This window comes from Catenulispora yoronensis (assembly GCF_039531695.1).
In the GTDB taxonomy this organism is placed as follows: Bacteria; Actinomycetota; Actinomycetes; order Streptomycetales; family Catenulisporaceae; genus Catenulispora; species Catenulispora yoronensis.
Genome location: NZ_BAAAQN010000033.1, coordinates 99,081 through 126,031, shown reverse-complemented (window position 1 = coordinate 126,031; position 26,951 = coordinate 99,081). Strand labels below are relative to the sequence as shown.

Genomic DNA, 26,951 nt, shown 5'->3' with positions numbered 1-26,951 from the left:
ACAACGCCGCACTCCGCCAGGTCGCCAACCGCCTCGTCGGGATCCTGCACGGCTGCCTGAAAACCGGCACCCTCTACGACGAAGCCACCGCCTGGACAAACCAGCACGAACCCATCACCACTTGACAGCCCTAACTCCAGGGATGTCTTTGACCTGGCCTTTGATCTAGCTTTTAATATCGGGCTTCCCCAGTAAATCAGCCCTCTGCCATAACCCTCACAACGCGCCCCCTACCCCCGCCCCCTCCCCACCCGCAAAAACACCGGATTCGTCAAAGCCGCCATAGCCCCGAACAACAAAGCATCCCCCATCGTGTTCCCCTGCCCCGGCGACCCATCCGCCATCGGATGCCGAATCTCCGCCCGCACATACGCCGCCAGCGAAGCCGTCGTCCGCCACACCACGACCCCGTCCCCGTTCGCATCCAGCGACTGCTGGAACATCTGCCCCTCGTCCGTGATCAACCGCACCGTCCCGTTCGGCACCCCGTGCGCCTCCAGCCGCACGTCGACCGGCGCCTGCGCGGGCAGTGTGATCGTCTCCCCGATCCCCGCCTGCTTTCCGCCGCCTGTCACCGTGAAGTCGAGCTTCACCGCGGACGACTCGGCGATCCAGCTTCGCCCCGCCCTCAGCCCGTCCATCAGTGCGTCCGTCGCCAGGTCGTCCGCGTACACCACGTTGTGCGGCAGCCCGATCACGTTCGGCACGCTGTGCGCGTCGCTGTTCCCCATCGCCGGCAGCCAGCGCTTTCCTTCGCGGACCGCCTCGCCCAGCTTCTGGTCCCAGGTGCTCACCGCGTGCTCGTCGTCGTACGTCCACGGGCCGGTCCATACCTCCGTGGCGTCCGCGTCGTCGAAGCCGAACTTCCACTGGCACGCCACATACGCGCAGTACATGTGTGCCGGCACCACCAAGCCGCCGTGCTTGCGGACCTGGCGCGAGAACCTTGAGAACGCGTCGTCGCGCGACCGGTACCGCCAGTCGATCCACTCCCCGGCCGGCAGGCCCAGCGCAACCCAGTGTCCGTTGCGGGTGGTGACCTCCTCGCCGGTCACGATCAGCAGGTCCGGGCCCGCGTACTGGCCCCACACCGCGTGCGAGGACGACGTATTGTGGTCCGTCGACACCATGAAGTCCAGGCCCGCGGCGCGCGCGCCCGCCGCGACCTCGCTCGGCAGCCGCTTCCCGTCCGAGTAGACGGTGTGCAGGTGGCAGTCGCCGCGGTACCAGTCACGCCCGCGCCCCTTGGCCCGCGTCGGCGGGTAGTTCGGCACGAACGCCGCGCCCGGCTTCCCGTAGGTCAGCGTCACCTGCACCTGGTAGTTCAGCCCCTGCGGAGCCACCTGGTACGGCCCCAGCACGATGTGCCACGTCCCGCGCTTCACCGGCCCCGGCAGGTAGCCCGGCGTCGCGTCGGAGGCGCTGATCGAGAACGCGGTGCGGAAGCCGCCGGACCAGCCGCGGAAGCCCGGGCCGCCCAGGTCGATGCCCCGCTCGTCGAAGATGCCGATGTCGCAGGAGTTGCCCTTGACCCCGTTCGGCACCGCGGGCCGGTCGTAGGAGTACTGCACGTCGATCTGCCGCACACCGGCCGGGATCTCGACGGGGAGGTAGACGAAGTCGGCGGCCCCGGTGTCCAGGTGGCCGCTGATGGTCTGGGTGACCTGGGTGCCGTCGGCCGGGGCGGAGCCACCAGGCCCGCCGGACCGGTCGTCGGCGTGTGCGAAGGTCATCGGGCCCAGAGTGAGGGCCGCGGTCGCGGCGCCGACCGTCAGCACACCCCGGCGGGACGGGCCGGAGCCGGAGCCCTCCGATTCGGGCAGCGGGTCGACATTGTGCTCGCAGTATCCGTCAGTGCACATGCTTCCCGACCATCGGCGACGCCGGTGAATGGCGCGTGAGAACGAGGCGAAGCCCTTGTGTCGGGTCCACGTGAAAGCAGCGTGCGAGCCGCACACGGCCCACACGCTGCCCTTCAAACAATCAGCGCTCTGCTTCACTCGTCATCAAAACACTGCTTCACCAGGCATCAAAACACTGCTTCGTGCACCATCATGGCCCTGCTTCGATCACCATCACGGCCCTGTTTCACCCGGCAAAGCATCGTTCGTCAGATAACCCCCTGAGCCACCATCGCGTCCGCGACCCGCTCGAACCCGGCCACATTGGCCCCGAACACGTAGTCCCCCGGCACCCCATAGTGCTCAGCCGTCTCATAGCAGGTCTGGTGGATGCTCTCCATGATCCGCGTCAGCTCCCCCTCCACCTGCTCGAACGTCCACTTCTCCCGCCCCGCGTTCTGCTGCATCTCCAACCCGCTCGTCGCCACACCCCCCGCGTTCGCCGCCTTCCCCGGCCCGAACGACACCCCCGCCTCCTGGAACAACCGCACCGCCCCCGGCGTCGTCGGCATGTTCGCGCCCTCCGACACCGCCTTCACCCCGTTGCGGATCAACGTCCGCGCCGCGTCCGTGTCCAGCTCGTTCTGCGTCGCCGACGGCAGCGCGATGTCGGCCGGCACGTCCCACACCGAGCCGTCCTTCACGAACGTCGCCGAGGACCCCCGGCGGTCCGCGTAGTCCGACACCCGGCCCCGCTCCTGCTCCTTGACCTGCTTGAGCAGCTCGACGTCGATCCCGCGGTCGTCGTACACGTACCCGCCGGAGTCGGAGATCGTCACCACCGTGGCGCCCAGCGCCTGCGCCTTCTCGATCGAGTAGATCGCGACGTTCCCGCTCCCGGACACCACCACCTGCTGGCCGTCGAGGTCCTCGCCGCGCATCTTCAGCATCTCGGCCGTGAACACCACGTTCCCGTACCCGGTGGCCTCGGTCCGCCCCGCGGAGCCGCCCCAGTCCAGCCCCTTGCCGGTCAGCACCCCGGCCTCCCAGCGCCGCGTGATGCGCCGGTACTGGCCGAACATGTAGCCGATCTCCCGCGCGCCCACGCCGATGTCGCCGGCCGGGACGTCGATGTCAGCACCCAGATGCCGGTGCAGCTCGGTCATGAACGACTGCGCGAAGCGCATGACCTCGAAGTCGGAGCGGCCGTGCGGGTCGAAGTCGCTGCCGCCCTTGCCGCCGCCCATGTTCAGGCCGGTCAGCGCGTTCTTGAAGATCTGCTCGAAGCCGAGGAACTTCACCGTGCCCAGCGTCACGCTCGGGTGGAAGCGCAGGCCGCCCTTGTACGGGCCGAGCGCGCTGTTGAACTCGATGCGGAAGCCCCGGTTGACGTGGATCTCGCCCTCGTCGTCGGTCCACGGCACGCGGAAGATGAACTGCCGCTCCGGCTCCACGATCCGCTCCACGACGCGGGCGTCGGCGAGATCGGGGCGGGCGTCCAGGACCGGGGCGAGGCTCTCCAGCACCTCGCGGACGGCTTGGTGGAACTCCGGCTCGCCGGGGTTGCGACGCAGGATCTCGTCGTAGACGGCCTCGATGCGGGCCGCGGACGTCGCCGATACGGACTGGCGGAAGTGGAAGGACGTCACCGTTACTCCCTGACTGATCGGGCGCGGCCCGGCGATCAGTGCGCCGAGCGGATCGGATGTCCGAGCGCGATAGGGGCGCAGTATCGGCAGAGCTCCTCGGGCCGCGCTAATGGCACGCCCGAGACCCCGCACCCACCGCGTTCTGCCGCGCAGAACACCAGGGAATCCCAGAACACCACCGGAAAAGAACCCCAACCCGACCGGCGCCACCCCTAGCCACCCACGCGCACCCCCACCCCGCATCCACCCCGCACCCGTCCGCATCCGCCCCGCACCCGTCCCACATCCGCCCCGCATCCGCACCCCCTGAGGGCAAAGACACACGCCAAGGGCGACGCCACACCACATGGCGCCGCCCCGGGGTCCGCGCTCCCCCGAAAAGAACGTCAGTTGACGCCCACGCTGTAGGCCTCCGAGCCCCGTGCGCCCACCGACGGGGACGGCCCCAACGAGGCGGCGCGGGCCCAGATCCCGAGCGTGCGGGTGACCAGCATGGCGATCGCCATGAACACCAGCGCGTCGGTCAGGTCGGCGACGCTCACCTTGTGCGAGATGCCCCAGTGCACCAACTGCGTCGGCCACCAGTGCGAGTTGCCGTAGGAGAAGACGGCCCTCGCCCCGATCACGACCGTCCACAGCGCCGCGTAGCTCCAGCCGGCCCGGCTGACGGGCTTCCCGGTCTGCGGACTGCGATACACGGTCATAAGGGCGACGGCGGCCAGCCCGCAGAGCATGCCCAGCAGGATGCCCGCGATCTGCATCTCCAGGCTGGTGCCCTTCAGGTCCGGCTTCTTGACGAACAGTGGCACGATGACCGCGGCGACCACCAGGGGCCGCACGATGCGCATCGTGCCCACCTTCCGTGCCGGGCCGAGGTCGGTCCCCAGGACCGAGCCCCAGACGGCGGCGTTGACGATCATGGCTTCGGTCAGGTCGGACGCCATGTGTGGATCTCCGTTCGTGTGTCTTGTGTTCCGGGTGGCGCGGGACAAGGCCACGGCGACCGCGCGAAAGGCGGCAACCGGGCGTACCATCCCAAGCCGGACTCGCGGCTCGCTCGCGGCCGACTCGTGCTCGGCTCGCGGCCCGCTCGCGCTGGTCTCAACCCCGGCCCAGAATCGCATCAAACTACTACAAAAGTCATCAATAGCCTGAGCTCTCCACTCCCCCTGATCGGCGGATACTGTTCCTTATGAGGCAGAAGATGGCAGCCTGGGCCGGTCGGGCATTCGGTTTCGTCTGGATCGGCCTGCTCACCATCGGCACCTCGATCCACGGCCACGAACACGGCACCGTGACCGTCCAGATCGCCGGCTACGCCGTCATCGGCGCGGCGATGCTCGGCTGGGCCCTGATCGAGTCCCGCACCGCGCCGAACACCCCGTCCGGAACCGCGATGGTCCTGCTGCTCGCGCTGGTGTCCGGCGCCTCCGGCTTCCTGTGCATGAGCCACAACGGCGCCCTGATGGTGCTGTTCGCCGCCATCGCCGCCCTGATCGCCGGCGGCGACGTCGCGCTCGACACCGCGCTGGCGGTGGCCGGCGTGGGCATCCTCGGCGTGATGGTCGGCGCCCTGATCTTCGGCAACACCGACGCCGCGGCCCTGATCGGCTTCCCGGCCACGATTCTCAGCGCCCTGTTCATCGGCCGGCACCGCCGCGCCTACCGGGTGCAGGCCGAGCAGGCCACCGCGCTGCTGGAACGGACCCAGGAGCTCCAGGAACTCCAGCGCCACACCGACGTCCTGGACGAGCGCACCCGCATCGCCCGCGAGATCCACGACGTCCTGGCCCACTCCCTCGGCGGACTCAGCATCCAGATTCAGGCGGCTCGCGCGGTGCTGGAGGACGGCAACGTCGAGAAGGCGCTCCACGTGCTCGACACGGCGCAGCGGATCGCGAGCGACGGCCTGGTGGAGACCAAGCGCGCGGTCCACGCGCTGCGCGCCGACATCGCCCTCGACCAGGAACTCAGCACCCTGACCAAGACGCACAACAGCCACTACGGCGCCGAGGTCAGCTTCCGCATCGACGGCGCGCCACGCGAGCTCTCCCCGGCGGCGACCATGGCGTTGCTTCGCATCGCGCAGGAAGCACTGGTCAACGCCGCGAAGCACGCCGCACGAGAAGCGGTGGAGCTGACGCTCGCCTACGACGACGGCGAGACCCGCCTGTCGGTCAGCAACGCGGTTCCCGCCGACGCCTCCCCCACCACTTTGCAGACTGTGAATGGCGGCTATGGCCTGACCGGCATGAAGGAGCGGCTGCTGCTGATCGGTGGAACGCTCGACGCCGGGCGGCATGACGACACTTGGACAGTCACCGCCAAAGCCCCGGTCTAGGTGCCTCACCAAGCAAACAGCCAAGCAACCAAGCAACCAAGCAACCAAGCCTATGCCGCCCTGACCAACTACTGCCCGCGGCCAAACAGCGCAGCCACGCCAGGGCCAACCGACCCGGCCTGACCAAGACCTCACCAACCAACGCCAACGCCAAGGCTGCGAAACATGGCAACGTCGCCGCACCAACCTGGCCTGACCAAGACCTCACCAATCCACCGCCCCGCCAACGCCAAGGCCGCGAGCACCAGCTGCCCGCGGCCCAAAGCACAGCGCGCTACCTCACACCGGCCGCCTCACTCCGGCCACCTCACACCCGCTCCCGCACCCGCCCCGCGAAGTGCCGGTTCAACATCCCGTTGATCTCCGGTCCGTTGTCGGCCAGGAAGAAGTGGCCGCCGGGGTACACCTGCAGCTCGAACGCGCCCAGCGTGTGCCCGGCCCATGCCCGGCATTCGTCCAGCGAGGTCTTCGGGTCGCGGTCCCCGGTCAGGGCCGTGATCGGGGCCTCGATCGCCACGCCCGGGGCGCAGCGGTAGGACTCGGTCGCCAGGTAGTCGGCGCGCAGGGCCGGCAGTGCGGCGCGCATCATCTCGTCGTCGTTGAGGATCGCCGCGGCGGTGCCGTCGGTCGCTCGCAGTTCGTCGATGATGCCCTGGTCGTCCCGCAGGTGGATGGTCTCGTCCCGGTGGGTGGACGGCGCGCGGCGGCCGGAGACGAACACGTGGACCGGACCGTGGCCGTTGGCCTCCAGCCGTCGTGCCACCTCGAACGACAGGACCGCGCCCATGCTGTGGCCGAACAGCGTCAGTGGCAGCGCCGGTTGCCGCTCCAGGATCTCCGCGACGCGGTCCGCCAGCTCGTTCATGTCGCTGATCGGGGTCTCCTGCCGCCGGTCCTGGCGGCCGGGGTACTGCACGGCGACCACGTCGACGGACGGGTCCAGCGCCATGGCCACCGGGCGGAAGTAGGGTGCCGAGCCGCCGGCGTAGGGCAGGCAGACCAGGCGGGCGGCCGGGTCCGGGACCGGACGGTAGCGCCGCAGCCAGGCGGCGTCGTCGGAAGAAGTCTGCGACATGACGATCCCCCAAGAATCGTATATAAGGGCTCAGGGCGATGGCGGGGACGGGAGGACCCCCGTTCAACTGTGATACCTCACCACTTGAACACCACCGGAAACTGCCGATCAGCACCGGGAACAGATCAAGAGAATACCCCTGGAGGTGTTCAGGGGCACCGTTGCGCGCAATCACAGCCCCCGATACCTTCAATTCGGCTAGTGACCCGAACCCCAATGCTCTAAACACAAGAGCAGTGAAGGAAATGAGGGGAGACCACGTTGGGCTACAACTTCTCTCTGGTGCTCAACCGAGAGATCACCGACAGCGAGTCCCAGACCCTGAAGCAGTCGGGTTGCTCGCAGGCAGCGTTCACCACCGACTCACTCCCGACCGACGCCAGCGTCCCGGTGACCCGGCTCGACTTCGACGACACCGTCTCGCCGACCCTGGCGGCGGCCATCGAGGCAGCGCTGGAAGCCGTCAAGACGGTTCCGGACATCACCGTCCCGGGCCTGACCGTCCCGGCCCAGCCGGCCGAGCCGGTCCAGCAACCCGAACCCGTCGCCGTCGCGGCCGCGGACTGACCCCCGCCCGGCTCCGGCCGGCACCACGGGCCTGAAAAGCGTCCGCCCCGCACACCCCCCGGCGGGACGGACGCTTTCTCGTCCCCGAAAACAGCGCCGGGGCCCGCCCATCCGAGAAAGAGGCGCCTCGTGCTCGAAGAACTGACAGAAGCCGATCTGAAGCCGATTCCTATAGAACAACTCGCGGAACGCTTGAAGCCGCCCACATTCCCGACCCCGGCCCATGAACGCCGCCACCGCAAAGAACGTCTCGCGGCGGCGCTGCGCCTGTTCGCCCGGTTCGGCTTCGAAGAAGGCGTCGCCGGCCACATTACGGCCCGCGATCCCGAATTCCCGCACTGCTTCTGGGTCAACCCCTTCGGCGTCCCCTTCCGCCACACCAAAGTCAGCGATCTGCTGCTGGTCGACTCCGACGGCAACGTCCTCAAGGGCGACCACATCGTCAACAAGGCCGCCTTCGTGATCCACTCCTCGGTCCACCAGGCGCGCCCGGACGTCGTCGGCGCGGCCCACGCCCACAGCCTGCACGGCAAGGCCCTGTCGAGCACCGACCAGCACATCGAGCCGCTGACCCAGGACGCCTGCGCCTTCTGGGAGGACCACGCGGTGTTCGAGGACTACACCGGACTCGTGAACGACTTGGGCGAGGGTCGACGCATCGCCGAGACCCTGGGCCAGAACAAGGCGGTGATCCTGCGCAACCACGGCCTGCTGACCGTCGGCGCCTCGGTGGAGGGCGCCGCGTGGTGGTTCATCACCATGGAGCGCACGGCCCAGGCGCAGCTGCTGGCGAAGGCGGCCGGCACGACCCACCAGATCAGCCCGGAGAACGCGAAGGCGACCTACGCGGAGCTGGGGCACGAGTACGCCGGCTACATCCAGTTCCAGCCGCTGTTCGAGGAGATCGCCCGGGACGAGCCGGATCTGTTCGACTGAGCGCGAGCACGACGATCGCACCCAGCACGATCACACCGACCGGGGCCCGGGGCCGCCGCGAGAATCTCGCCGCGGCTCCGGGCCCCGAGTCAGGTCAGGACTCAGACTCACTCAGGGTCCTGAGTACGTCCAAGGCTCACTGCGCAGTCCCCGGCGCATGCCACAGGCGGCTTGGTATGCCCAGCGCTCCGAGCCCGTCCAGGGCTCCGACTTCACTCAGAACCCGCTGCCAAGTCTCCGGCGCATGCCACAGGGCCCTGGTTTACCCAGGGCCCCGAGCACCTCACCTCACTTCGCCTCACCTCACCCCATCAACCCCAGCTCCCGATCGATGAGGCTGAACATCTCGTCGTCGCTCGCGTCCTCGATCTCCTGGTTGCTCTGCGCGTTCGCCGAGCCGCCGGTGCGCAGATCCTGGAGGATCCCCTCCAGCCGGGTGATCAGCTTCAGCGGGTTCTCCGCCGGGCGCGCGACCAGCAGCGACTGCAAGCGATCGAGCTCCTTCAGCAGCCCGGCGTCGGTCGCGCCGGTACCGTCCGCGCCGCCGTCCTCGCCGACCGTCTCCGCCCGGAGATACTCGGCCAGGTCGTCAGGGGTCGGATAGTCGAAGATCATTGTCGCGGGCAGTACCAGGCCGGTCGCCGCCGTCAGGCGGTTCCTCAGCTCCACCGCCGTCAGCGAGTCGAAGCCCAGCTCGCGGAACGTGCGGTGGGTGTCCACGCTCTGCCGGCCCGCGATGCCCAGCACCAACGCGACCTGCGTTCGCACGATCGCCCGCAGCGCCTCTTGCTGGTCCGCGCGCGACAGCGTCGCCAGCCGCTCGGCCAACCCCTGCTGTGCCAACGCGGCGTTCTGCGTCGCGGAGCCGCGGCCTGCGGTCCCTCTGCGTACCAGGTTCGCGAACAAGGGCAACGGCTCGGCGCCTCGGCGCGACAGGCGCGCCAAGTCCAGCCGCGCCGCCACCAGCAGCGAATCGTCGGCCTCGCGCGCCCGGTCCAGCAGCGCCAGCCCGTCCTGACCCGACAACGGCGCCAGGCCCTGCCGCGCCATCCGCTCCCGATGCGAGCGGTCCAGTGTGTCCGCCATCCCGCTCGCGCCGGCCCGCTGGTCCTCCAGGTGCCACGGACCCCAGGCCACCGACACCGCCGGCAATCCGGCCCGCTGCCGGTGCGCGGCCAGCGCGTCCAGGAACGTGTTCCCCGCCGCGTAGTTGGCCTGGCCCGCCGCGCCGAAGATGCCCGCCACCGACGAGAACATCACGAAGCTGTCCAGATCAAGGTCCTGCGTCAGCTCGTGCAGATGCCAGGCCCCGTCCAGCTTCGGCCGCAGCACCGCCTCGGTCCGCTCCGCGGTCAGCGACCCCAGCACCGAGTCGTCCAACACGCCCGCGGTGTGCATGATGCCGCTGAGCCGCACGCCGCGCCGCGCCAGCGTCCCGAGCATCTCGGCGACCTGCTCCCGCTCGGCCACATCGCACGCCACCAGCTCCACGCTCGCGCCGACGGCCGCCAGCTCGGCGGCCAGCTCGGCCACTCCCCCGGCGTTGGCGCCGCGCCGCGACGCGAGGATCAGGCTCTCCGCGTGGCCGCCGTTGACCAGGTGCCGCGCGACCAGTCCGCCGAGCGCCCCGGACGCACCGGTGACCAGCACCGCGCCCTTCTCGCGCGGCGTCGGCAGGGTCAGGACCACCTTGCCGACGTTGAGTCCCTGGCTCAGGAACCGGAACGCGTCCACCGCGCGCCGCACGTCCCAGCACGTCACCGGCAGCGGCTCCAGCACGCCCGAGCTGATCAAGGCACTGATCCGCTCCAGGATCCGGCCGATCCGCTCGATCTCGCCGCCGGTCAGCAGGTCCGGCAGCAGATAGACGGCGTCGCCGACGTCGTCCCGCAGATCCGTCTTGCCCAGCTCGACGAACCGCCCGCCCGGCCGCAGCGCCCGCAACGACGCGTCGATCAGCTCACCCGTCAGGGAATTGATGACGACGTCCACGCCCGAGAAGACATCAGCGAACTCCGGCGTCCGCGACGAGGCGATCTGCTCCTCCGGGATGCCCAGGCCCCGCACCGCGTTCCACTTGGCGGGGCTCGCCGTCGCGTAGACCTCCGCGCCCAGATGCCGCGCCAGTTGCACCGCCGCGCCACCGACGCCGCCGGCGGCCGCGTGGACGAGCACCGACTCCCCGGCCTGCACGCCCGCCAGCTCGACGAGTGCGTGGTACGCCGTCACGAACGCGACCGGGACGGCCGCCGCCTGCGCGAAGGTCCAGCCGGCGGGCATGGGAATCAGGGTGCGGGCATCGGCGACCGCGACCGGGCCGAACGCCTCGGCGAACAGCCCGGCGACCGCGTCGCCGACCGCGAAGCGCTCCACGCCCGGACCGATCTCGACGACGATGCCCGCGCCCTCCAGGCCCAGCGGACCGGCCGGTCCCGGGTAGACGCCCAGCACGGTCAGAACATCGCGGAAGTTGACGCCCGCGGCCCGCACGGCGATCCGGACCTGGCCCGGTTCCAGCGCGCGGCTTGTCGATCTCTGCCCGCTCACACCCGCACCAGCAGAAGCGTTCGCAACCTCATCCGAACCCGAACCCGAACCCGCAGCCGCAGCCGCAGCCGCAGTTCCAGTCGAATCCGCAGTCGCGTCCGCACTCCCCGAACCCGCCTCCCCCGCCACCAACCGCAGGCACTCCAACGTTCCCTGGCCCTCGTACCCAAGCCGCCAGCCGCCGCTCTCCGGCACCTTCAACCCGCGGTCGGCGCGCACGAGCCGCGGCACCCGGATCTGTCCGGACCGCACCGCGAACTCGGTCTCCCCGACCCCCAGCCCCGCCGCGATGGACGGTCCGCTGCCCACGGGGTCGTCGACGTCCACCGCCGCGATCCGTCCGGGGTTCTCCGACGCGGCGACCCGCACCATCCCCCACACTCCGGCCACGCCGGGCCGCACCGCCGCCTCCGCGCCCGCGTCCACCGCGCGGCGCGTCACGACCACCAGCCGCGAGGTCCCCAGCCCTTCCGCCGTCAGCCATGCTTGAAGCAGCTCCTGAACCCCGACGACCGCGCCGCGCGCCGCGTGCAGATAGTCATCAGAACCCTGATCGGCTGCGCACACCACCACTGTCTTCGGCGCCGGAGCGCCGCCCGCCACCGCCGCCACCAACGCTTCGAGGTCCGCGTAGGCCGCCGCCCCGGCGAGGCCCAGCCCCGGATCCGCGCCGACGACGGCCCAGTTCTCGGCGCCGTCGACCCCCTCGGCCCGCACCGGCAACGCCTGCCAGCTCACCCGGAACAGCGCCTCCCGGGCCAGCGCCGCGCCCGCGTCGAAGACGTCGGACGGCAGGTCGCCGACCACCACGCCGCCCACCGACGCGATCAGGCCGCCGGTCGCGTCGGCCAGGACCAGGCGATAGCCGTCGGCCTCCGGGGTGACGCGGACCCGCGCGGTCACCGCGTCCACGGCGTGGACCTGCACATCAGCCCACTCATACGCCGCTCGCGGCCGCCCCGTCGACGCCGACCCGGATGACGCCGACCCAGATGGCACAGACCCGGACGGCACCGACCCGGCCGCCGCCCCCTCCTCCACCAACCCGACCACCTGCACCGCCGCGTCCAGCAGCGCCGGATGCACGCCGAACTCCGACGCCCCGACCCCGTCCGGCAGCGTGACCTCGGCGAACACCTCACCGTCCCGCGCCCACGCGGCCCGCACGCCCTGGAACGTCGGCCCCAGGTCGAATCCTGGCCGCTCGTAGAACCCGCTGACGTCGACCGTCTCGGCGCCCGCCGGCGGCCACTGGGTCAGCCCCGGATCGGCGACCGTCTCCGGCTCCGGCTCCAGCACCCCCACCACGTGCCGCACCCACGCCGCCCCGTCGATCTCCGGCCGCGCGAACAGCGCCACCTCGCGCGCGCCGCCGTCGTCCGCAGCGCCGATCGCGACCTGCACCCGCACTCCGCCGGTGTCCGGCACCGCCAGCGGCGCCTCGATGGTCAGCGCCGCGACCCGGCCGCAGCCCACCTCGTCGCCGGCCCGCACAGCCATCTCCACGAGCGCCGCGCTCGGCACCACGGCGACGCCGCCGACCGTGCAGTCCCGCAGCCATCGCTGGGTCTGCAACGACAGCCGTCCGGTGAGCAGCGTGCCACCGGTCTCCGGGACGTCCACGGCCGCCTTCAGCAGTCCGTGGTCGGCGCCGGCCAGTCCGAGCCCTGCGACGTCCCCGGCCCCGGCCGCCTTGCTCAGCCAGAAGTACCGGTGCTGGAAGGCATACGTGGGCAGGTCGACGCCGCGGCCTCCGTCGCAGCCCTCGTAGTATCTCGCCCAATCGACGGCGCCACCGCGCGCCCACACTCCGGCGACCGCCGCCACCAGCGTCTCGATCTCCGGGCGCTGCCGCCGCAGGACCGGCAGCCACGCCTCGCCGTCGGCCGCCGTCACCATCGGGGTCAGGGCCGCGTCCGGCCCGATCTCGACGAACGTCTTCGCGCCCGCCGCCCGCAGTGCCGTGACCGCGTCGCCGAAGCGGACGGCCTCGCGCACGTGCCGGACCCAGTAGCCGGGCTCGGTGACCTCGTCGGCGACCAGGGCGCCGGTCAGCCCCGACACCAGCCCGATCCGTGGCGCGTTCAGGGTGACCCGCGCGACCACGGCCTCGAACTCGGCGAGCATCGGGTCCATCAGCGGCGAGTGGAACGCGTGCGACACCCGCAGCCGCTTGCACCGCACGCCGGCCTCGGTGAGCTCGGCGATCGCCCGCTCGACGCCGGCCTCGTCGCCGGACACCACGACCGACTGGTCGCCGTTCACCGCGGCGACGGCGACCTGGTCCCCGCAGCGGGTCAGCACCTCGGCGACCGCGGCCTCCGAGGCCGCGACCGCCGCCATCGCGCCGCCGCGCGGGAGCTGCTGCATCAGCCGCCCGCGCGCCGCGACCACCGTCGCGGCGTCGGTCAGCGAGAAGACCCCGGCCACGTGGGCCGCCGCCAGCTCACCGATCGAGTGCCCGGCCAGCAGCTGCGGCACGATCCCCCAGGACGCGAGCAGCTCGCACAGCGCCACCTCGACCGCGAACAGTCCGCTCTGCGCCCACATCGTCTCGTTCACGACCTCGGCATCAGCACCGTGAATCACCGACGCCACGGATTCCTCGGCACCCAGCGCCCGGTCGAGTTCGGCGCAGACCTCGTCGAACTTCGCCGCGAACACCGGGTACTTCTCGTACAGCTCGGCGCCCATCACCAACCGCTGCGCGCCTTGGCCGGAGAACACGAACGCGAGGTTGCCGACGCTCTCGGCGTTGCCCCGGACCACCCCGACCGCGTCCTCGTCCGCCGCGACCGCCGCCAGCCCCTCGATCAGGTCCCCGGTCACCACGGCCCGATGCTCGAACGCGGCGCGCGACGTCGCCAGCGCGGCGCCGACGGCGACCGGGTCCAGCTCCGGCCGCGCCAGCGCGAACTCGCGCAGCCGCTCGGCCTGCGCGGCCAACGCCGCCGCGCTCCGGCCGGACACCACCCATGCCGGGGCTATGGCGTCGGCCGCCCTCGTTCCCTCGGCACGCGCCTCGGCCTGGCTCTCAGCCGGCTTCTCGGCCGGCTTCTCGCCCTGGTCCTCAGCACCAGCAGCGGGCTCGCCCCCGACAGCATCAGAGTTCTGTTTCAACGAAACAGGGGCCTGCTCCACGATCACATGGCTGTTCGTCCCGCTGATCCCGAACGAGGACACCGCCGCGCGCCGCGGCCGTCCGGTCTCCGGCCAGGCCGCGGCCTCGGCCACGACCCGGATGGTCTCGGCGGACCAGTCCACATTCGTCGACACCTGGTCGGCGTGCAGCGTCGCCGGCACCACGCCGCGCCGCATCGCCTCGACCATCTTGATGATCCCGGCGACGCCGGCGGCGGCCAGCGAGTGGCCGATGTTGGACTTCACCGATCCCAGCAGCAGCGGCCGTTCCGGGTCGCGGTCCCGGCCGTAGGTCGCGAGCAGGGCCTGGGCCTCGATCGGGTCGCCGAGCGCGGTGCCGGTGCCGTGGCCCTCGATGACGTCGACCTCGTTCGGCGACAGGTTCGCGTTGGCCAGGGCGGCGCGGATGACGCGCTGTTGCGACTGGCCGTTGGGGGCGGTGAGGCCGTTGGAGGCGCCGTCCTGGTTGACGGCGCTGCCGCGCACCACGGCGAGCACTTCGCGGCCGTTGCGCACGGCGTCGGAGAGCCGTTCGACGACGAGCACGCCGACGCCCTCGCCCCAGCCGGTGCCGTCGGCGTCGTCGGAGTACGCCTTGCAGCGGCCGTCCCGGGCCAGGCCGCCCTGCCGGGAGAACTCGGTGTACATCACCGGGGTCGAGTGCACGGTCACGCCGCCGACCAGGGCCAACGACGACTCGCCGGTGCGCAGCGAGTTGACCGCCAGGTGCATGGCCACCAGCGAGGAGGAGCAGGCGGTGTCCAGGGTCACCGCGGGGCCTTGCAGGCCCAGGGTGAAGGAGACCCGTCCGGCGTAGACGCTGACCGCGACGCCGGTCATCAGGAAGCCTTCGAGCGACTCGCCGCCCTCCTGCCGTCCGACGTCGAGGTCGCCGGGGGTGCCGCTGCCGTAGCCGAGGGCGAAGCCGCCGGTGAACACGCCGGTCTGGGAGCCGGCCAGGGTGGTCGGGTCGATGCCGGCCCGTTCCAGCGCCTCCCAGCTGGCCTCCAGCAGCAGCCGCTGCTGCGGGTCCATGGCCAGCGCCTCGCGGGGGCTGATGCCGAAGAACTCGGGGTCGAAGTTCCCGGCGTCGTGCAGGAAGCCGCCGACGTCGGCGTAGGAGGTGCCGGGGTGCTCGGGGTCCGGGTCGAAGAGGTTGTCCAGGTCCCAGCCGCGGTTGTCAGGGAACTTCGTCACGGCGTCGCGGCCCTGGGCGACCAGCTCCCAGAACGACTCGGGGCTGTCCACGCCGCCGGGGAAGCGGCAGCTCATGCCGACGATCGCGATCGGCTCCTGCTGCCGCTCCTCCACTTCCCGCAGCCGCTCCCGGGTCTGAGCCAGATCGGTGGTGACCCGCTTCAGATAGTCGCGAAGCTTGTCCTCGTTCGCCATCGATGACTCCTTGTCCTGCGAGGAACGGTGCCGGTTTTCAGATCCCGAGCTGGTTGTCGATGAAGTCGAAGATGTCGTCGTCGTCGGCGTCCTGGATCTGGTCGGCGACCGATCCGGCGCCGCCCTCCTCGGCGGCTCCGCCGAGCGCGGTCAGGATGCCGCGCAGCCGCGTCTCCAGCCGGCCGCGGGCCGAGGTGTCGGTGACGATCCGGGCCAGGAACGACTCGACCTTCTCCAGCCCCGAGAACGCCGACACCAGCGGGGCGTCGTCGTCGGCCGGGGTGCCGCCGCCGAGTTCGGCCGCGATGTGGTCGGCCAGGGCGTCGGGGGTCGGGAAGTCGAAGATCATGGTGGCGGGCAGCGCCAGGCCGGTCGCGGCGGTGAGCCGGTTGCGCAGCTCCACGGCGGTCAGCGAGTCGAACCCGAGGTCGCGGAACGAGCGGTGGGTCTGGATCGCCTGCGCGTTGCCGATGCCCAGGACCAGCGCGGTCTGGGTGCGCAGGATCTGCAGCAGCGCCTCGTGCCGCTCCTCCGGGGCCAGCGTCGCCAGCCGCTCGGCCAACCCCTGCTGTGCCGAGGCCCCGCCGCGCCCGGCGGACGGCCGGGCCCCGGCGCCGCCGCCGCGCCGCACCAGCTGCGACAGCATCGGGATCGGGTCGGCGCCGGCCCGGGCCAGCCGGGCCAGGTCCATCCGGGCCGCGACCAGCAGCGGGTCGGCGGCGCCGGCGGCGACGTCGAGCAGCGCGAGCCCGTCCGGTCCGGACAGCGGCGCCAGGCCCTGCCGGGCCATCCGCTCCCAGTGTCCGCCCTCCAGGGTTCCGGCCATGCCGCCGGCCGCCGGGTCCTGGAGCTTCCAGGGGCCCCAGGCCATCGACACCGCCGGCAGGCCGCTGCGCCGCCGGTAGCCGGCCAGCGCGTCCATGAAGGTGTTCCCGGCCGCGTAGTTGCCCTGTCCGGCCGAGCCGATGACGCCGGCCACCGAGGAGAACAGCACGAACAGGTCCAGGTCCAGGTCGCGGGTGGCCTCGTGCAGGTGCCAGGCGCCGTCCAGCTTGGGCCGCAGCACCGCCTCGGTGCGCTCGGGCGTCAGCGAGCCGAACACCGCGTCGTCCAGCACGCCGGCGGTGTGGACGACGCCGGTGACCGCGGCCCCGGCCAGCTTCAGCTTCGTGAACATCCCGCCGAGCTGCTTGGCCGAGGCGACGTCGCAGGCCGCGACCCGGACCGAGGCGCCGAGCGCGGCCAGGTCGGCGGCCAGCGCGGCGGCGCCCTTGGCCTCGGCGCCGCGCCGCGAGGCCAGCACCAGCTCCTCGGCCTGCCCGGTCGCCGCCAGGTGCCGCGCGACCAGGGCGCCCAGCGCGCCGGAGGCGCCGGTGACCAGGACCGCTCCGCGCCGGCGGTGGGCGGCCGGCAGGGTCAGCACGACCTTGCCGATGTTGAAGCCCTGGCTCAGGAACCGGAACGCCTCGGCGGCGCGCCGCACGTCCCAGCAGGCGACCGGCGGCGCGTGCAGCACCCCGGACTGGAACAGCGGGTCCAGCGCGGCCAGGATCGAGCCGATCTTCTCAGTGCCCTGATCCAGCAGGTCGAAGGCCTGGTAGGAGACCCCGTACGCGCCGGTGACGGCGTCGGGTTCGCGCAGGTCGGTCTTGCCCATCTCGACGAACCGGCCGCCGGGGCGCATCAGGCGCAGCGAGGCGTCGATGAACTCCCCGGTCAGCGAGTTGAGCACGACGTCGATGCCGCGCTCACCGGCCAGACCGGCGAACTGCTCCTCGAAGTCCAGGGTCCGGGAGGAGGCCAGCTGCTCGGCTGCGACCCCGAGATCCCGCACCACCGGCCACTTGGACGGGCTCGCGGTGCCGTAGACGTCCGCGCCGAGGTGCCGCGCCAGCTGCACCGCCGCGCTCCCGACGCCGCCGGCGGCGGCGTGGATCAGCACCGACTCGCCGCGGCCGAGCCCGGCCAGCTCGACCAGCGCGTAGTAGGCGGTGGCGAAGGCCACCGGGGCGCCGGCCGCCTGGGCGAAGGTCCAGCCCGCCGGGACCGGGATCAGGGCCCTGGCATCGGCGGCGATCACCGGGGAGAAGCCGCCGGTGAACACGCCCATGACCCGGTCGCCGACCCCGAACCCGCGCACGCCGGGCCCGACCTCCAGCACCACGCCGGCGCCCTCCAGGCCCAGCGGTCCGGGCGGCCCGGGGTAGACGCCGAGCACGGTCAGCACGTCGCGGAAGTTCACGCCGGTGGCCCGCAGCCCGACCCGCACGAAGCCGGGTTCCAGGGCGACGGTCGCGCCGTTCGCGGGCACCAGCCGCAGGCACTCCAGCGTGCCCTGCCCCTCGTAGCCCAGGGCCCAGCCGCCGGGCACGATGCCCTCGGGCACCGTCAGGCCGCGGTCGGCGCGCACCATGCGCGGGACGCGGATCTGCCCGCCGCGCACCGCGAACTCGGCCTCGCCGACCGCCAGCCCGGCGGCCAGCGCGGGCCCGCTGCCGGCGACGTCGTCGACGTCGGCGGCGAACACCCGGCCGGGGTTCTCCGAGGCCGCGACCCGGATCAGGCCCCAGACCCCGGCGGTCCCGGGCCGCACCGCGGCCTCGGCCCCGGCGTCCACGGCCCGGTGCGTCACGACCACCAGGCGCGCGGCGGTCAGCTGGTCGGTCCTCAGCCACGCCTGCACCAGGCTCTGCGTCCCGACGACCACACCGCGCGCCAGTCCGGCCGCGTCGTGGTAGTCGCCGCCGGCGGCGCCGCCGCCGGTGAAGCCCTTCATCGCGCCGGCGAAACTGCCCGCGACGCTGCCGACGACCTTGTCCGCCACCTTGCCGGCCACGGACTGGATCCCGGCGCCCTTGGCGACGCCGTTCAGCGCGCCGCTGACGGCGCCGAGCACGCCGCCCTTGATGTTCGTGGTCTTCTCGGCGCGCGGCGGCGCCTGGCAGAACGCGACGACGGTGTGCGGCACCGTCGCCCCGTCGGCCAGCGCGGCGGTCAGCGCCTCCAGGTCGGCGTAGTGCGCGGCGGCGGGCAGGTCCAGGCCGCGGTCCGGCCCGAGGATCGCCCAGCCGGTGCCGTCGGTGGCGGCGCCGGCCTCGTCCTCGGGGGCCGGGGCGGGCTGCCAGCTGACGCGGAACAGCGCCTCGCGGGCCAGCGCGGCGGCCGCGTCGAAGGTGTCCGAGGGCAGTTCGCGCATGGTCAGCGAGCCGACCGAGGCGATCAGGCCGCCGGTGGCGTCGGCCAGGTCGACGCGCACCCCGGCCGGGCCCGAGGCGATCCGCACCCGCGCGGCGACCGCGTCGACGGCGTGCACCTGCACGTCGGCCCACGCGAACGGGACCTGCGGGGTCCCGCCGAAGCCGTCCCCGGCCAGCGAGATGGTCTGCAGCGCGGCGTCGAGCAGCGCCGGGTGGACGCCGAAGCCGGTGGCGGTCACGCCGTCGGGCAGCGCGACCTCGGCGAACACGTCCTCGTCGCGCTTCCACGCGACCCGCACGCCCTGGAACACCGGGCCGTAGCAGAGCCCGGCCCGGGCCAGACCGCTGTAGAACTCCTCCAGGTCGACCCGCTGCGCGCCGGACGGCGGCCACTGGGTCAGGCCGGGGTCGTCGACCGGCGCCGGCTCCGGCTCCAGGACGCCGGAGGCGTGGCGCACCCAGGGCTCGTCGACGCCGTCGCCCTCGACCCGCGCGTACAGCGCGACCTCGCGGGCCCCGGACTCGTCGGCGGCGCCGACCGAGACCTGCACCCGCACGCCCCCGGTCTCCGGGATCACCAGCGGCGCCTCGATCACCAGTTCGCCCAGGCGTCCGCAGCCGACCTCGTCGCCGGCCCGGATCGCCATCTCCACCAACGCGGTGCCGGGCACGATCACGGCTCCGGCGACGGCGTGGTCGACCAGCCACGGATGCGACTGGCGGGTGAGCCGACCGGTGAGCACCACGCCGCCGCTGTCGGGCAGCTCGACGGCCGCCCCGAGCAGACCGTGCTCGGTCCCCGCGACACCGACTCCGGCGAGGTCCTTGCCGCCGCCGGTGGCCATCCCCATCCAGAACCGCTTGCGGTCGAAGGCATAGGTGGGCAGATCGACGCGTCGCGCGCCGGTGCCGGCGTAGTACCGGGACCAGTCGACGGTGCCGCCGCGCACCCACAGCCCGGACAGCGCCGCGGTGAGCGTCTCGGCCTCGTCGCGCTGGCGCCGCAGCACCGGCAGCCAGGCCTCGCCGGCGGCGGCGGTGACCATCGGGGTGAGCGCGGCGTCCGGGCCGATCTCGACGAAGGTGCGCACGCCGGCGGCGCGCAGCGAGGTGACGGCGTCGCCGAAGCGGACGGCTTCGCGCACGTGCCGGATCCAGTAGGTGGGGTCGGTGACCTCCTGCGTCACCGGCTGCCCGGTGAGCCCTGATACCAGCGCCACCTTCGGGATCCGGTACTCCAGGCTCATCGCGACCCGGCCGAACTCGGCCAGCATCGGTTCCATGAGCGGGGAGTGGAAGGCGTGGGAGACCCGGAGCCGCTTGCAGCGCACGCCCTCGGCGGACATCCGCTCCACCGCCACGTCGACCTGGTCCTCGGCGCCGGAGACGACGACCGAGGCGGCGGCGTTGACCGCGGCGATCGCGACGCGGTCGCCGCATTCGGCGAGGATCGCGGAGATCTGCTCCTCGGTGGCGGTCATGGCGACCATGGCGCCGCCGCGCGGCAGCGCCTGCATCAGGCGGCCGCGGGCCGCGACCAGCGCGCAGGCGTCGGGCAGCGACCAGACCCCGGCGACGTGGGCGGCGGCGAGCTCGCCGATGGAGTGCCCCGCGACCAGCTGCGGCGTGACGCCCCAGGAGGCGAGCAGCTCGCACAGCGAGACCTCGATGGCGAACAAGCCGCACTGCGCCCACACGGTCTCGTTGACGAGATCGGCGTCGGTGCCGTGGAAGACCGCCGCGACCGAGCGCCGGCCGTCGGCGGGCTCGGCACCGGGCAGGTCGACGCCGGCCAGGTGCTTGTCGAGTTCGGCGCAGATCTTGTCGAAGGCTCGGGCGAAGACCGGGTGCCGCGCGTACAGGTCGGCGCCCATGCCGAGCCGCTGGGCGCCCTGCCCGGAGAACACGAAGCCGAGCGCGCCGAGCGCGCCGGTCGTCCCGGTGACGACGCCGGACGCCTCCTGGCCGGTGGCCACGGCGGCCAGTCCGGCGGCCAGGTCCTCGCGGCCGGCGCCGGAGACGACCGCGCGGTGTTCGAGGGCCGAGCGGGTGGAGGCCAGGGACCAGCCGATGTCGGCCGGGCTGTGCTCGGGGTGTCCGAGCACGAATTCACGCAGGCGGCCGGCCTGGGACGGCAGTCCTTGGGAGCCGCGTCCGGAGATCGGCCAGGCCGCCAGGCCGAGGGCGGGGGCGGGCGCGGAGCCGGACGCGGACGCGGACGCGGGCGTCGAGGGCCCGGTGCCGTCCGGAGCGCCGTCCGACCGTGCCGAGCCCGGCAGGTCCGGCGCGGCGCCGACCGTGTCGTGCGCCCGGTCCTGCTCAGGGGCCTGCTCCACGATGACGTGGGAGTTGGTGCCGCTGATCCCGAAGGAGGAGATGCCGAAGCGGCGCGGCCGGCCCTCGTCCGGCCAGGCCTCGGCCTCGGTGACCAGCCGCACGGTGCCGCCGGACCAGTCGACCTTCGGGTTCGGCGCGGTGACGTGCAGCGTCTTGGGCACCACGCCGTGCTGGACGGCGCCGATCATCTTGATGATCCCGGCGACGCCGGCGGCGGCCATGGCGTGGCCGATGTTGGACTTGATGGAGCCGAGCAGCAGCGGGTGCTCGGCGTCGCGGGCCTTGCCGTAGGTGGCGATCAGCGCCTGCGCCTCGATCGGGTCGCCGAGCGGGGTGCCGGTGCCGTGGCCCTCGACGACCTCGACGTCGGCGGCGGTGAGCGCGGCGTTGGCCAGCGCGGCGCGGATGACCTGCTGCTGGGACACGCCGCTGGGCGCGGTCAGGCCGTTGGACGCGCCGTCCTGGTTCACCGCGCTGCCGCGGACCAGCGCCAGCACCCGGCGGCCGTTGCGGCGGGCGTCGGAGAGCCGCTCGACGACCAGCACGCCGACGCCCTCGGCCAGGCCGACGCCGTCGGCGCTCTCGGAGTAGGCCTTCGACTCGCCGTCCGGGGCCAGGCCGCGCTGCGCGGCGAACCAGGCCAGCCAGCCGGCGGTGGCGTGCACGGTCGCGCCGCCGACCAGGGCCAGATCGGTCTCGCCGGAGCGCAGCGACTGGCAGGCCAGGTGCAGCGCCACCAGCGAGGAGGAGCAGGCGGTGTCCATGGTGACCGCCGGGCCCATCAGGCCCAGGTTGTAGGAGACCCGGCCGGAGGCGACGGAGGTCGCGGTGCCGGTGAGCATGTAGGTCTCGGCGGAGTCCTTCTCCACCGCCTCCGGCAGGCCGCCGGCGTACTCGGAGGAGAAGGTGCCGGTGAACACGCCGGTCTGGCTGCCGTGCAGGCCCAGCGGGTCGATGCCGGCCCGCTCCAGCGCCTCCCAGCTGGCCTCCATCAGCAGCCGCTGCTGCGGCTCCATGGTGAGCGCCTCGCGCGGGCTGATGCCGAAGAACTCGGCGTCGAACTCATCGGCGTCGGCGACGAAGCCGCCGCGCTGCACCGCGGTCAGGCCGCCGGAGCCGTCGGCGTCCGACATCGTCACCTGGTCCACGCCCCAGGCCCGGTTGGCCGGGAACTCGGTGATGGCGCAGGTGCCGTCGGCGACCAGCCGCCACAGGTCCTCGGGGGTCTCGACCCCGCCGGGCAGGCGGCAGCTCATGCCGACGATGGCGATCGGGTCGTCGGTGCTGTGCGCGGCGGCGCCCACCGCCCCGACCGCGGGCCCGGACTCCTCCGGACCGTCGCCCAGCGCCTCGGCGCCGAGGAAGCGGGCCAGCGTCACAGGGGTCGAATAATCGAACACGACGGTGGTCGGCAGCGCCAGGCCGGTGGCCGCGTTGACGCGGTTGCGCAGGTCGACGGCGGTGACGGAGTCCATGCCGAGCTGCTTGAAGGTCAGCGCCGGGTCGACGGCGTGGTGCGAGGCGTGGCCGAGGATCGCGGCGGCGTGCGTGCGGACCAGGTCCAGCGTGAACTGCTCGCGTTCCAACTCCGACAGATCGATGAGCTGGCGGCGGAGCAGGGTGTCCGCGACGGCGCCGGTCCGCACGGTGTCGGCGGCGGATGGCCCGGCTGCCCCGGACGCCCCGGACGCCCCGGCCTGTCCGGTACCGGCGGCGGTCCGGGCCGGGCCGCCGGCGCCCGCGGCCGCCGAGGCGCCAGGGACCGAGTCGTCGGTGAGCCAGAACCGCTGACGCTGGAAGGCGTAGGTGGGCAGCTCGATCCGGTGCCCGGGGGTCAGCAGCGCGGTCCAGTCGACGGCGACGCCGTGGACATGGGCCTCGGCCAGCGAGGCGAGCAGGCGGTCGGAGCCGCCCTCGTCGCGGCGCAGCGTGCCGATGACCGCGGACAGGTTCCCGCGCCCCAGATCCTCCAGGGTGTCGGTGATCGCCGTGGTGAGGACCGGATGCGCCGAGACCTCGACGAAGGCGTCGTGCCCGGAGCCGGCCAGGACCCGGACGGCGCGGTCGAACTCGACCGGGGAGCGCAGGGACGCGAACCAGTAGGCGGCGTCCATCTCCGGGCCCTGAAGCCATTCGCCGCTCATGGCCGAGACGAGCGGGACCGCGGCGGCGCGCGGGGTGATGCCCGCGAGCGCGGTCCGGATCTCGGACTCGATGGCGTCGACGTGCGCGCTGTGGGAGGCGTAGTCGACGGGGACGACGCGGGCGCGGACCTCGTCGGCGTCGCAGAGTTCTTTCAGCGCCTGCACCGCCTCGGGCTCCCCGGCGACCACGGTCGCGGCGGGGCCGTTGACGGCGGCGACCGACAGGCGGTCGCCGAACGCGGCCAGGCGCTCGCGAACCCGGTCGGCGGACTCGGCGATGGACAGCATCCCGCCGGCCCCGGCCAGGGCGCGCAGCGCCTTCGAGCGCAGGGCGACGACCCGGGCGCCGTCTTCGAGCGTGAGGACGCCGGCGACCGTCGCGGCCGCGATCTCGCCCTGGGAGTGGCCGACGACGGAGGCGGGCTCGACCCCGCCGGCCTGCCAGACGGCGGCCAGCGAGACGGCCACGGCCCACAGCAGCGGCTGGACGATGTCAGCGGCCTGCGGCGGCTCGGCGAGCGCGTCGCGCAGCGAGAAGTCGATGTGGGGCGCCAGGGCCGCCTCGCACTCGGCGAAGCGGGCAGCGAAGGCCGGCGAGTCCGCGAGCAGGTCGCGGCCCATGCCGGCCCACTGGCTGCCCTGGCCCGGGAAGACGAAGGCGGTCTTGCGCGCGCCGGGTGCCGAGGCGCCCGATATCACCCCGGGGTGCGGCTGGCCGGCGGCGAGCGCTTCCAGGCCGTCGGGCGCGAGGACGACGGCGCGGTGTTCGAGGGCTGAGCGGGTGGTGGCCAGCGACCAGGCGAGGTCGGTCGCGTCGAGCTTCGGCCGCTGCGCGATCCACTCGCCCAGGCGGGTGGCCTGGGCGGCCAGGCCCTCGGCGGACCGGCCCGCGACGAGCCAGGCGGAGGTGCCGTGCGCCAGAACCGGCGCCGCCGCTGCCGCACTGAGGGCCGGATTCCGGGCCGGGCTCTGGGCCGGGCTCTGGGCCGGGCTCTGGGCCGCATACTGTGCCGAATTCAGGGCCGAGCCCTGGACCGAGCCCTGGACCGGGCTCTGGGCCGAATCCTGGGCCCGGCCCTGGAGCGGACCCGGGCCCGCCACGGCGCCCGCGCCGGCCGCCAAGCGCTGCGCGTCGGCGCCGTTCGCCGGCCAGCTGGCCCCGAGCGGGATCCGCTTGCGTCCGGGCGCGGCGCCGGCGTGCTCCTCCCCGACAGCCGGCGCCTGCTCCAGGATCACGTGCGCGTTCGTGCCGCTGATGCCGAAGCCGGAGACGGCGGCGCGGCGCGGCCGGTCGGTCACCGGCCAGCGCCGCTGCTCGGTCAGCAGGGTCAGGGCGGCCGGGTCGACGTCGGTGTTCGGCTCGGTGATGTTCAGGGTCTTCGGGGCCACGCCGTAGCGCAGGGCCATGACCATCTTGATCACGCCGGCCACGCCGGCGGCGGCCAGGGTGTGGCCGATGTTCGCCTTCATCGAGCCGACCAGCAGCGGCCGGCCGCGGTCGGCGTAGGCGGCGGCCAGGGCCCGGGCCTCGACGGCGTCGCCGAGCGGGGTGCCGGTGCCGTGCGCCTCGACGACGTCCACGTCGTCCGGGGCCAGGCCGGCGTCGGCGAGGGCGGCGCGGATCACCGCGCTCTGGGCCTCGGGGCTGGGCGCGGTGAGGGTGTCGCTGGCGCCGTCGTTGTTGACCGCGACGCCGGAGAGCACGGCCAGCACCCGGTGGCCGCGGGCCACGGCGTCGGCGAGCCGCTCCAGCACCAGGACACCGACGCCCTCGGACCAGACGGTCCCGTCGGCGTCGGCGGAGAACGGCTTGCAGCGGCCGTCGGCCGCCAGGCCTCTGAGTCTGCTGAAGGCCACGAACGCCCCGGGGGTCGCCATCGCGGACACGCCGCCGGCCAGGGCCAGGGAACACTCGCCGCGCCGCAGCGACTCGGCGGCCAGGTGCAGGGCGACCAGCGAGGAGGAGGCGGCGGTGTCGACGGTCAGGGCCGGGCCGGACAGGCCCAGGGCGTAGGCGACGCGGCCGGACACCACGCTGCCGGTGGTGCCGGTGAACAAGTACCCTGACAGATCGGCCGGGGCAGTGTGCAGGCGCGGGCCGTAGTCCTTGGGCTCGGCGCCGATGAACACGCCGGTGCCGGTGCCGCGCAGCGCGGCCGGGTCGATGGCGGCGCGCTCCAGCGCCTCCCAGGCGGTCTCCAGCACCAGGCGCTGCTGCGGGTCCATGGCCAGCGCCTCGCGCGGCGAGACGCCGAAGAACGCGGCGTCGAAGTCGGCCAGGCCGGGCAGGAACCCGCCGCGGCGGGTGTACGACGTGCCCGGGGCGTCCGGGTCCGGGTCGGCCAGCGCGTCCAGGTCCCAGCCCCGGTCGGCCGGGAAGCCGGTCAGCACCTCGCGCTCGTCGGCGACGACCCGCCACAGCTCCTCCGGTGAGCCCACGCCGCCCGGGTAGCGGCAACCCATGCCCACGATCGCCAATGGCTCGGCGGTGGGGAACGTTCCGGACGCGCTCATTGTCCGCTCCAAATATCAGGGTTCTGCCTCGGTGTGACGCGGGGCGAGTGAGATGCGGGGGCGGCGGGGACGCGGGATCCTGCCTTGTGCGACAGGACCCCCCAGTCCCCGCGCGGCGTCGGTGGCTGACGCCAAAGCGATCGGCGGTGTCTCAGCCGACCGCGACGGCTTGGCGCGATTGCACGGCCAGCTCCGGCGCGGTCAGGGTCATCGTGGTGGGTCCGGGGCGGTGGTCGGCGACCAGGTGCAGCCGCTTGATGTCGGCGGCGGCGGTGGCGCCCAGGGCGGCGCCGCACTCGCAGGCGTCGTCGGTGAAGCCGGCGAAGCGGTAGGCGACGTCCATCATCCGGTTGCGGTCGGTGCGCCGGAAGTCGGCCACCAGGTGGGCGCCGGCCCGGGCGGCCTGGTCGACCAGCCAGTTCAGCAGCACCGCGCCGGCGCCGAAGGACACCACGCGGCAGGAGGTGGCCAGCAGCTTGAGGTTCCACACGCCGGGGAAGTACTCCAGCAGCAGCACGCCGACCGCGCCGTGCGGGCCGAACCGGTCGGTCAGGGTGACGGTGAGCACCGCGTGCTTGGGGTCGGCCAGCAGGGCGCGCAGGTCCTCGTCGCCGTAGTGCACGCCGGTGGCGTTCATCTGGCTGGTGCGCAGCGTCAGCTCCTCGACCCGGGACAGGTCCTCGCCGTCGGCGTGCTTGATGATCATCTGCAGGTCCAGCGTACGCAGGAAGTCCTCGTCGGCGCCGGCGAACTCGCTTTTCTCGGCGTCCCGCTTGAAGCCGGCCTGGTACATCTCGCGGCGCCGGCGGGCGTCGACGGTGACCACCTCGGGGCTGAAGTCCGCCAGCCCGGCCAGCTCCAGCGCCTGCGCCGCGTCATAGACCCGCACCTCCGAGGCGTGGTACTGGACCTCGGCGCGCTCGGCCGGCTGGTCGTCGATGAAGGCGATGGTCTTCAGCGCGAAGTTCAGCTCCTCGGCGATCCGGGCGATCGACTCGGACTTCGGGCCCCAGCCGATCTTCGGCAGCACGAAGTACTCGCTGACGCCGAGCTGCTCCAGCCGGGCCCAGGCGTAGTCGTGGTCGTTCTTGCTGGCCACCGACTGCAGCACGCCGCGGGAGTCCAGCTCGACGATCAGCTCCTTGATGCCGGGGAACAGCTCGACCGAGCCGTCCTCCAGGATGGTGCCGTCCCACAGGGTGTTGTCCAGGTCCCAGACCAGGCACTTGACGAGCGTCGGCTTGTCGGACACCGGAGGTCCTCCTTGTTT

8 protein-coding genes and 2 pseudogenes are annotated in these 26,951 nt (G+C 72.9%); 3 read left to right on the top strand and 7 right to left on the bottom strand.

Annotated elements, in window-relative coordinates; genetic code table 11:
- Positions 1–230: 230 nt before the first annotated feature.
- The 3 genes from ABD481_RS25350 to ABD481_RS25340 form a co-directional block, all read right to left on the bottom strand.
- Complete coding sequence (locus ABD481_RS25350; protein WP_344668250.1) at positions 231–1,862, bottom strand: CehA/McbA family metallohydrolase; 1,632 nt, start codon at positions 1,860–1,862, stop codon at positions 231–233.
- Between the two features lie 248 nt (positions 1,863–2,110).
- Entirely contained in the window at positions 2,111–3,439 is a 1,329-nt protein-coding gene (gene gdhA, locus ABD481_RS25345) for an NADP-specific glutamate dehydrogenase (protein ID WP_425559283.1), read from the bottom strand.
- Positions 3,440–3,876: 437 nt separating this feature from the next.
- Positions 3,877–4,434 (bottom strand): hypothetical protein, encoded by a 558-nt coding sequence (locus ABD481_RS25340; RefSeq protein ID WP_344668248.1) that lies wholly within the window; start codon positions 4,432–4,434, stop codon positions 3,877–3,879.
- Between the two features lie 248 nt (positions 4,435–4,682).
- Between ABD481_RS25340 and ABD481_RS25335 the strand changes: the two genes are divergently transcribed.
- On the top strand, positions 4,683–5,831 hold the full coding sequence (locus ABD481_RS25335; RefSeq protein WP_344668247.1) for a sensor histidine kinase: 1,149 nt from the start codon (positions 4,683–4,685) through the stop codon (positions 5,829–5,831).
- 307 nt (positions 5,832–6,138) lie between these two features.
- Here the strand turns inward: ABD481_RS25335 and ABD481_RS25330 are convergent, their stop codons facing one another.
- Positions 6,139–6,906 (bottom strand): thioesterase II family protein, encoded by a 768-nt coding sequence (locus ABD481_RS25330; protein WP_344668246.1) that lies wholly within the window; start codon positions 6,904–6,906, stop codon positions 6,139–6,141.
- A gap of 282 nt (positions 6,907–7,188) precedes the next feature.
- Between ABD481_RS25330 and ABD481_RS25325 the strand changes: the two genes are divergently transcribed.
- Entirely contained in the window at positions 7,189–7,473 is a 285-nt protein-coding gene (locus ABD481_RS25325; RefSeq protein WP_344668245.1) for a hypothetical protein, read from the top strand.
- Positions 7,474–7,614: 141 nt separating this feature from the next.
- Entirely contained in the window at positions 7,615–8,409 is a 795-nt protein-coding gene (locus ABD481_RS25320; protein WP_344668251.1) for a class II aldolase/adducin family protein, read from the top strand.
- A gap of 303 nt (positions 8,410–8,712) precedes the next feature.
- Here the strand turns inward: ABD481_RS25320 and ABD481_RS25315 are convergent.
- From ABD481_RS25315 to ABD481_RS25305, 3 genes and pseudogenes are all read right to left on the bottom strand, one after another.
- Positions 8,713–15,477, bottom strand: a pseudogene (locus ABD481_RS25315) (type I polyketide synthase); the annotation flags it as partial.
- A gap of 49 nt (positions 15,478–15,526) precedes the next feature.
- Positions 15,527–25,651: pseudogene (locus tag ABD481_RS25310) on the bottom strand (type I polyketide synthase); the annotation flags it as partial.
- A 181-nt stretch (positions 25,652–25,832) separates the two neighbouring features.
- Positions 25,833–26,933, bottom strand: a complete 1,101-nt coding sequence (locus tag ABD481_RS25305) for an HAD-IIIC family phosphatase (RefSeq protein WP_344668243.1) — start codon at positions 26,931–26,933, stop codon at positions 25,833–25,835.
- Positions 26,934–26,951: the final 18 nt, after the last annotated feature.

What these genes read in the sequence shown, in the direction of transcription:
- ABD481_RS25335 (WP_344668247.1), top strand. Translation starts at nt 4,683, where the DNA reads ATGAGGCAGAAGATGGCAGCCTGGGCCGGTCGGGCATTCGGTTTCGTC.
- ABD481_RS25340 (WP_344668248.1), bottom strand. Translation starts at nt 4,434, where the DNA reads ATGGCGTCCGACCTGACCGAAGCCATGATCGTCAACGCCGCCGTCTGG.
- ABD481_RS25350 (WP_344668250.1), bottom strand. Translation starts at nt 1,862, where the DNA reads ATGTGCACTGACGGATACTGCGAGCACAATGTCGACCCGCTGCCCGAA.
- ABD481_RS25330 (WP_344668246.1), bottom strand. Translation starts at nt 6,906, where the DNA reads ATGTCGCAGACTTCTTCCGACGACGCCGCCTGGCTGCGGCGCTACCGT.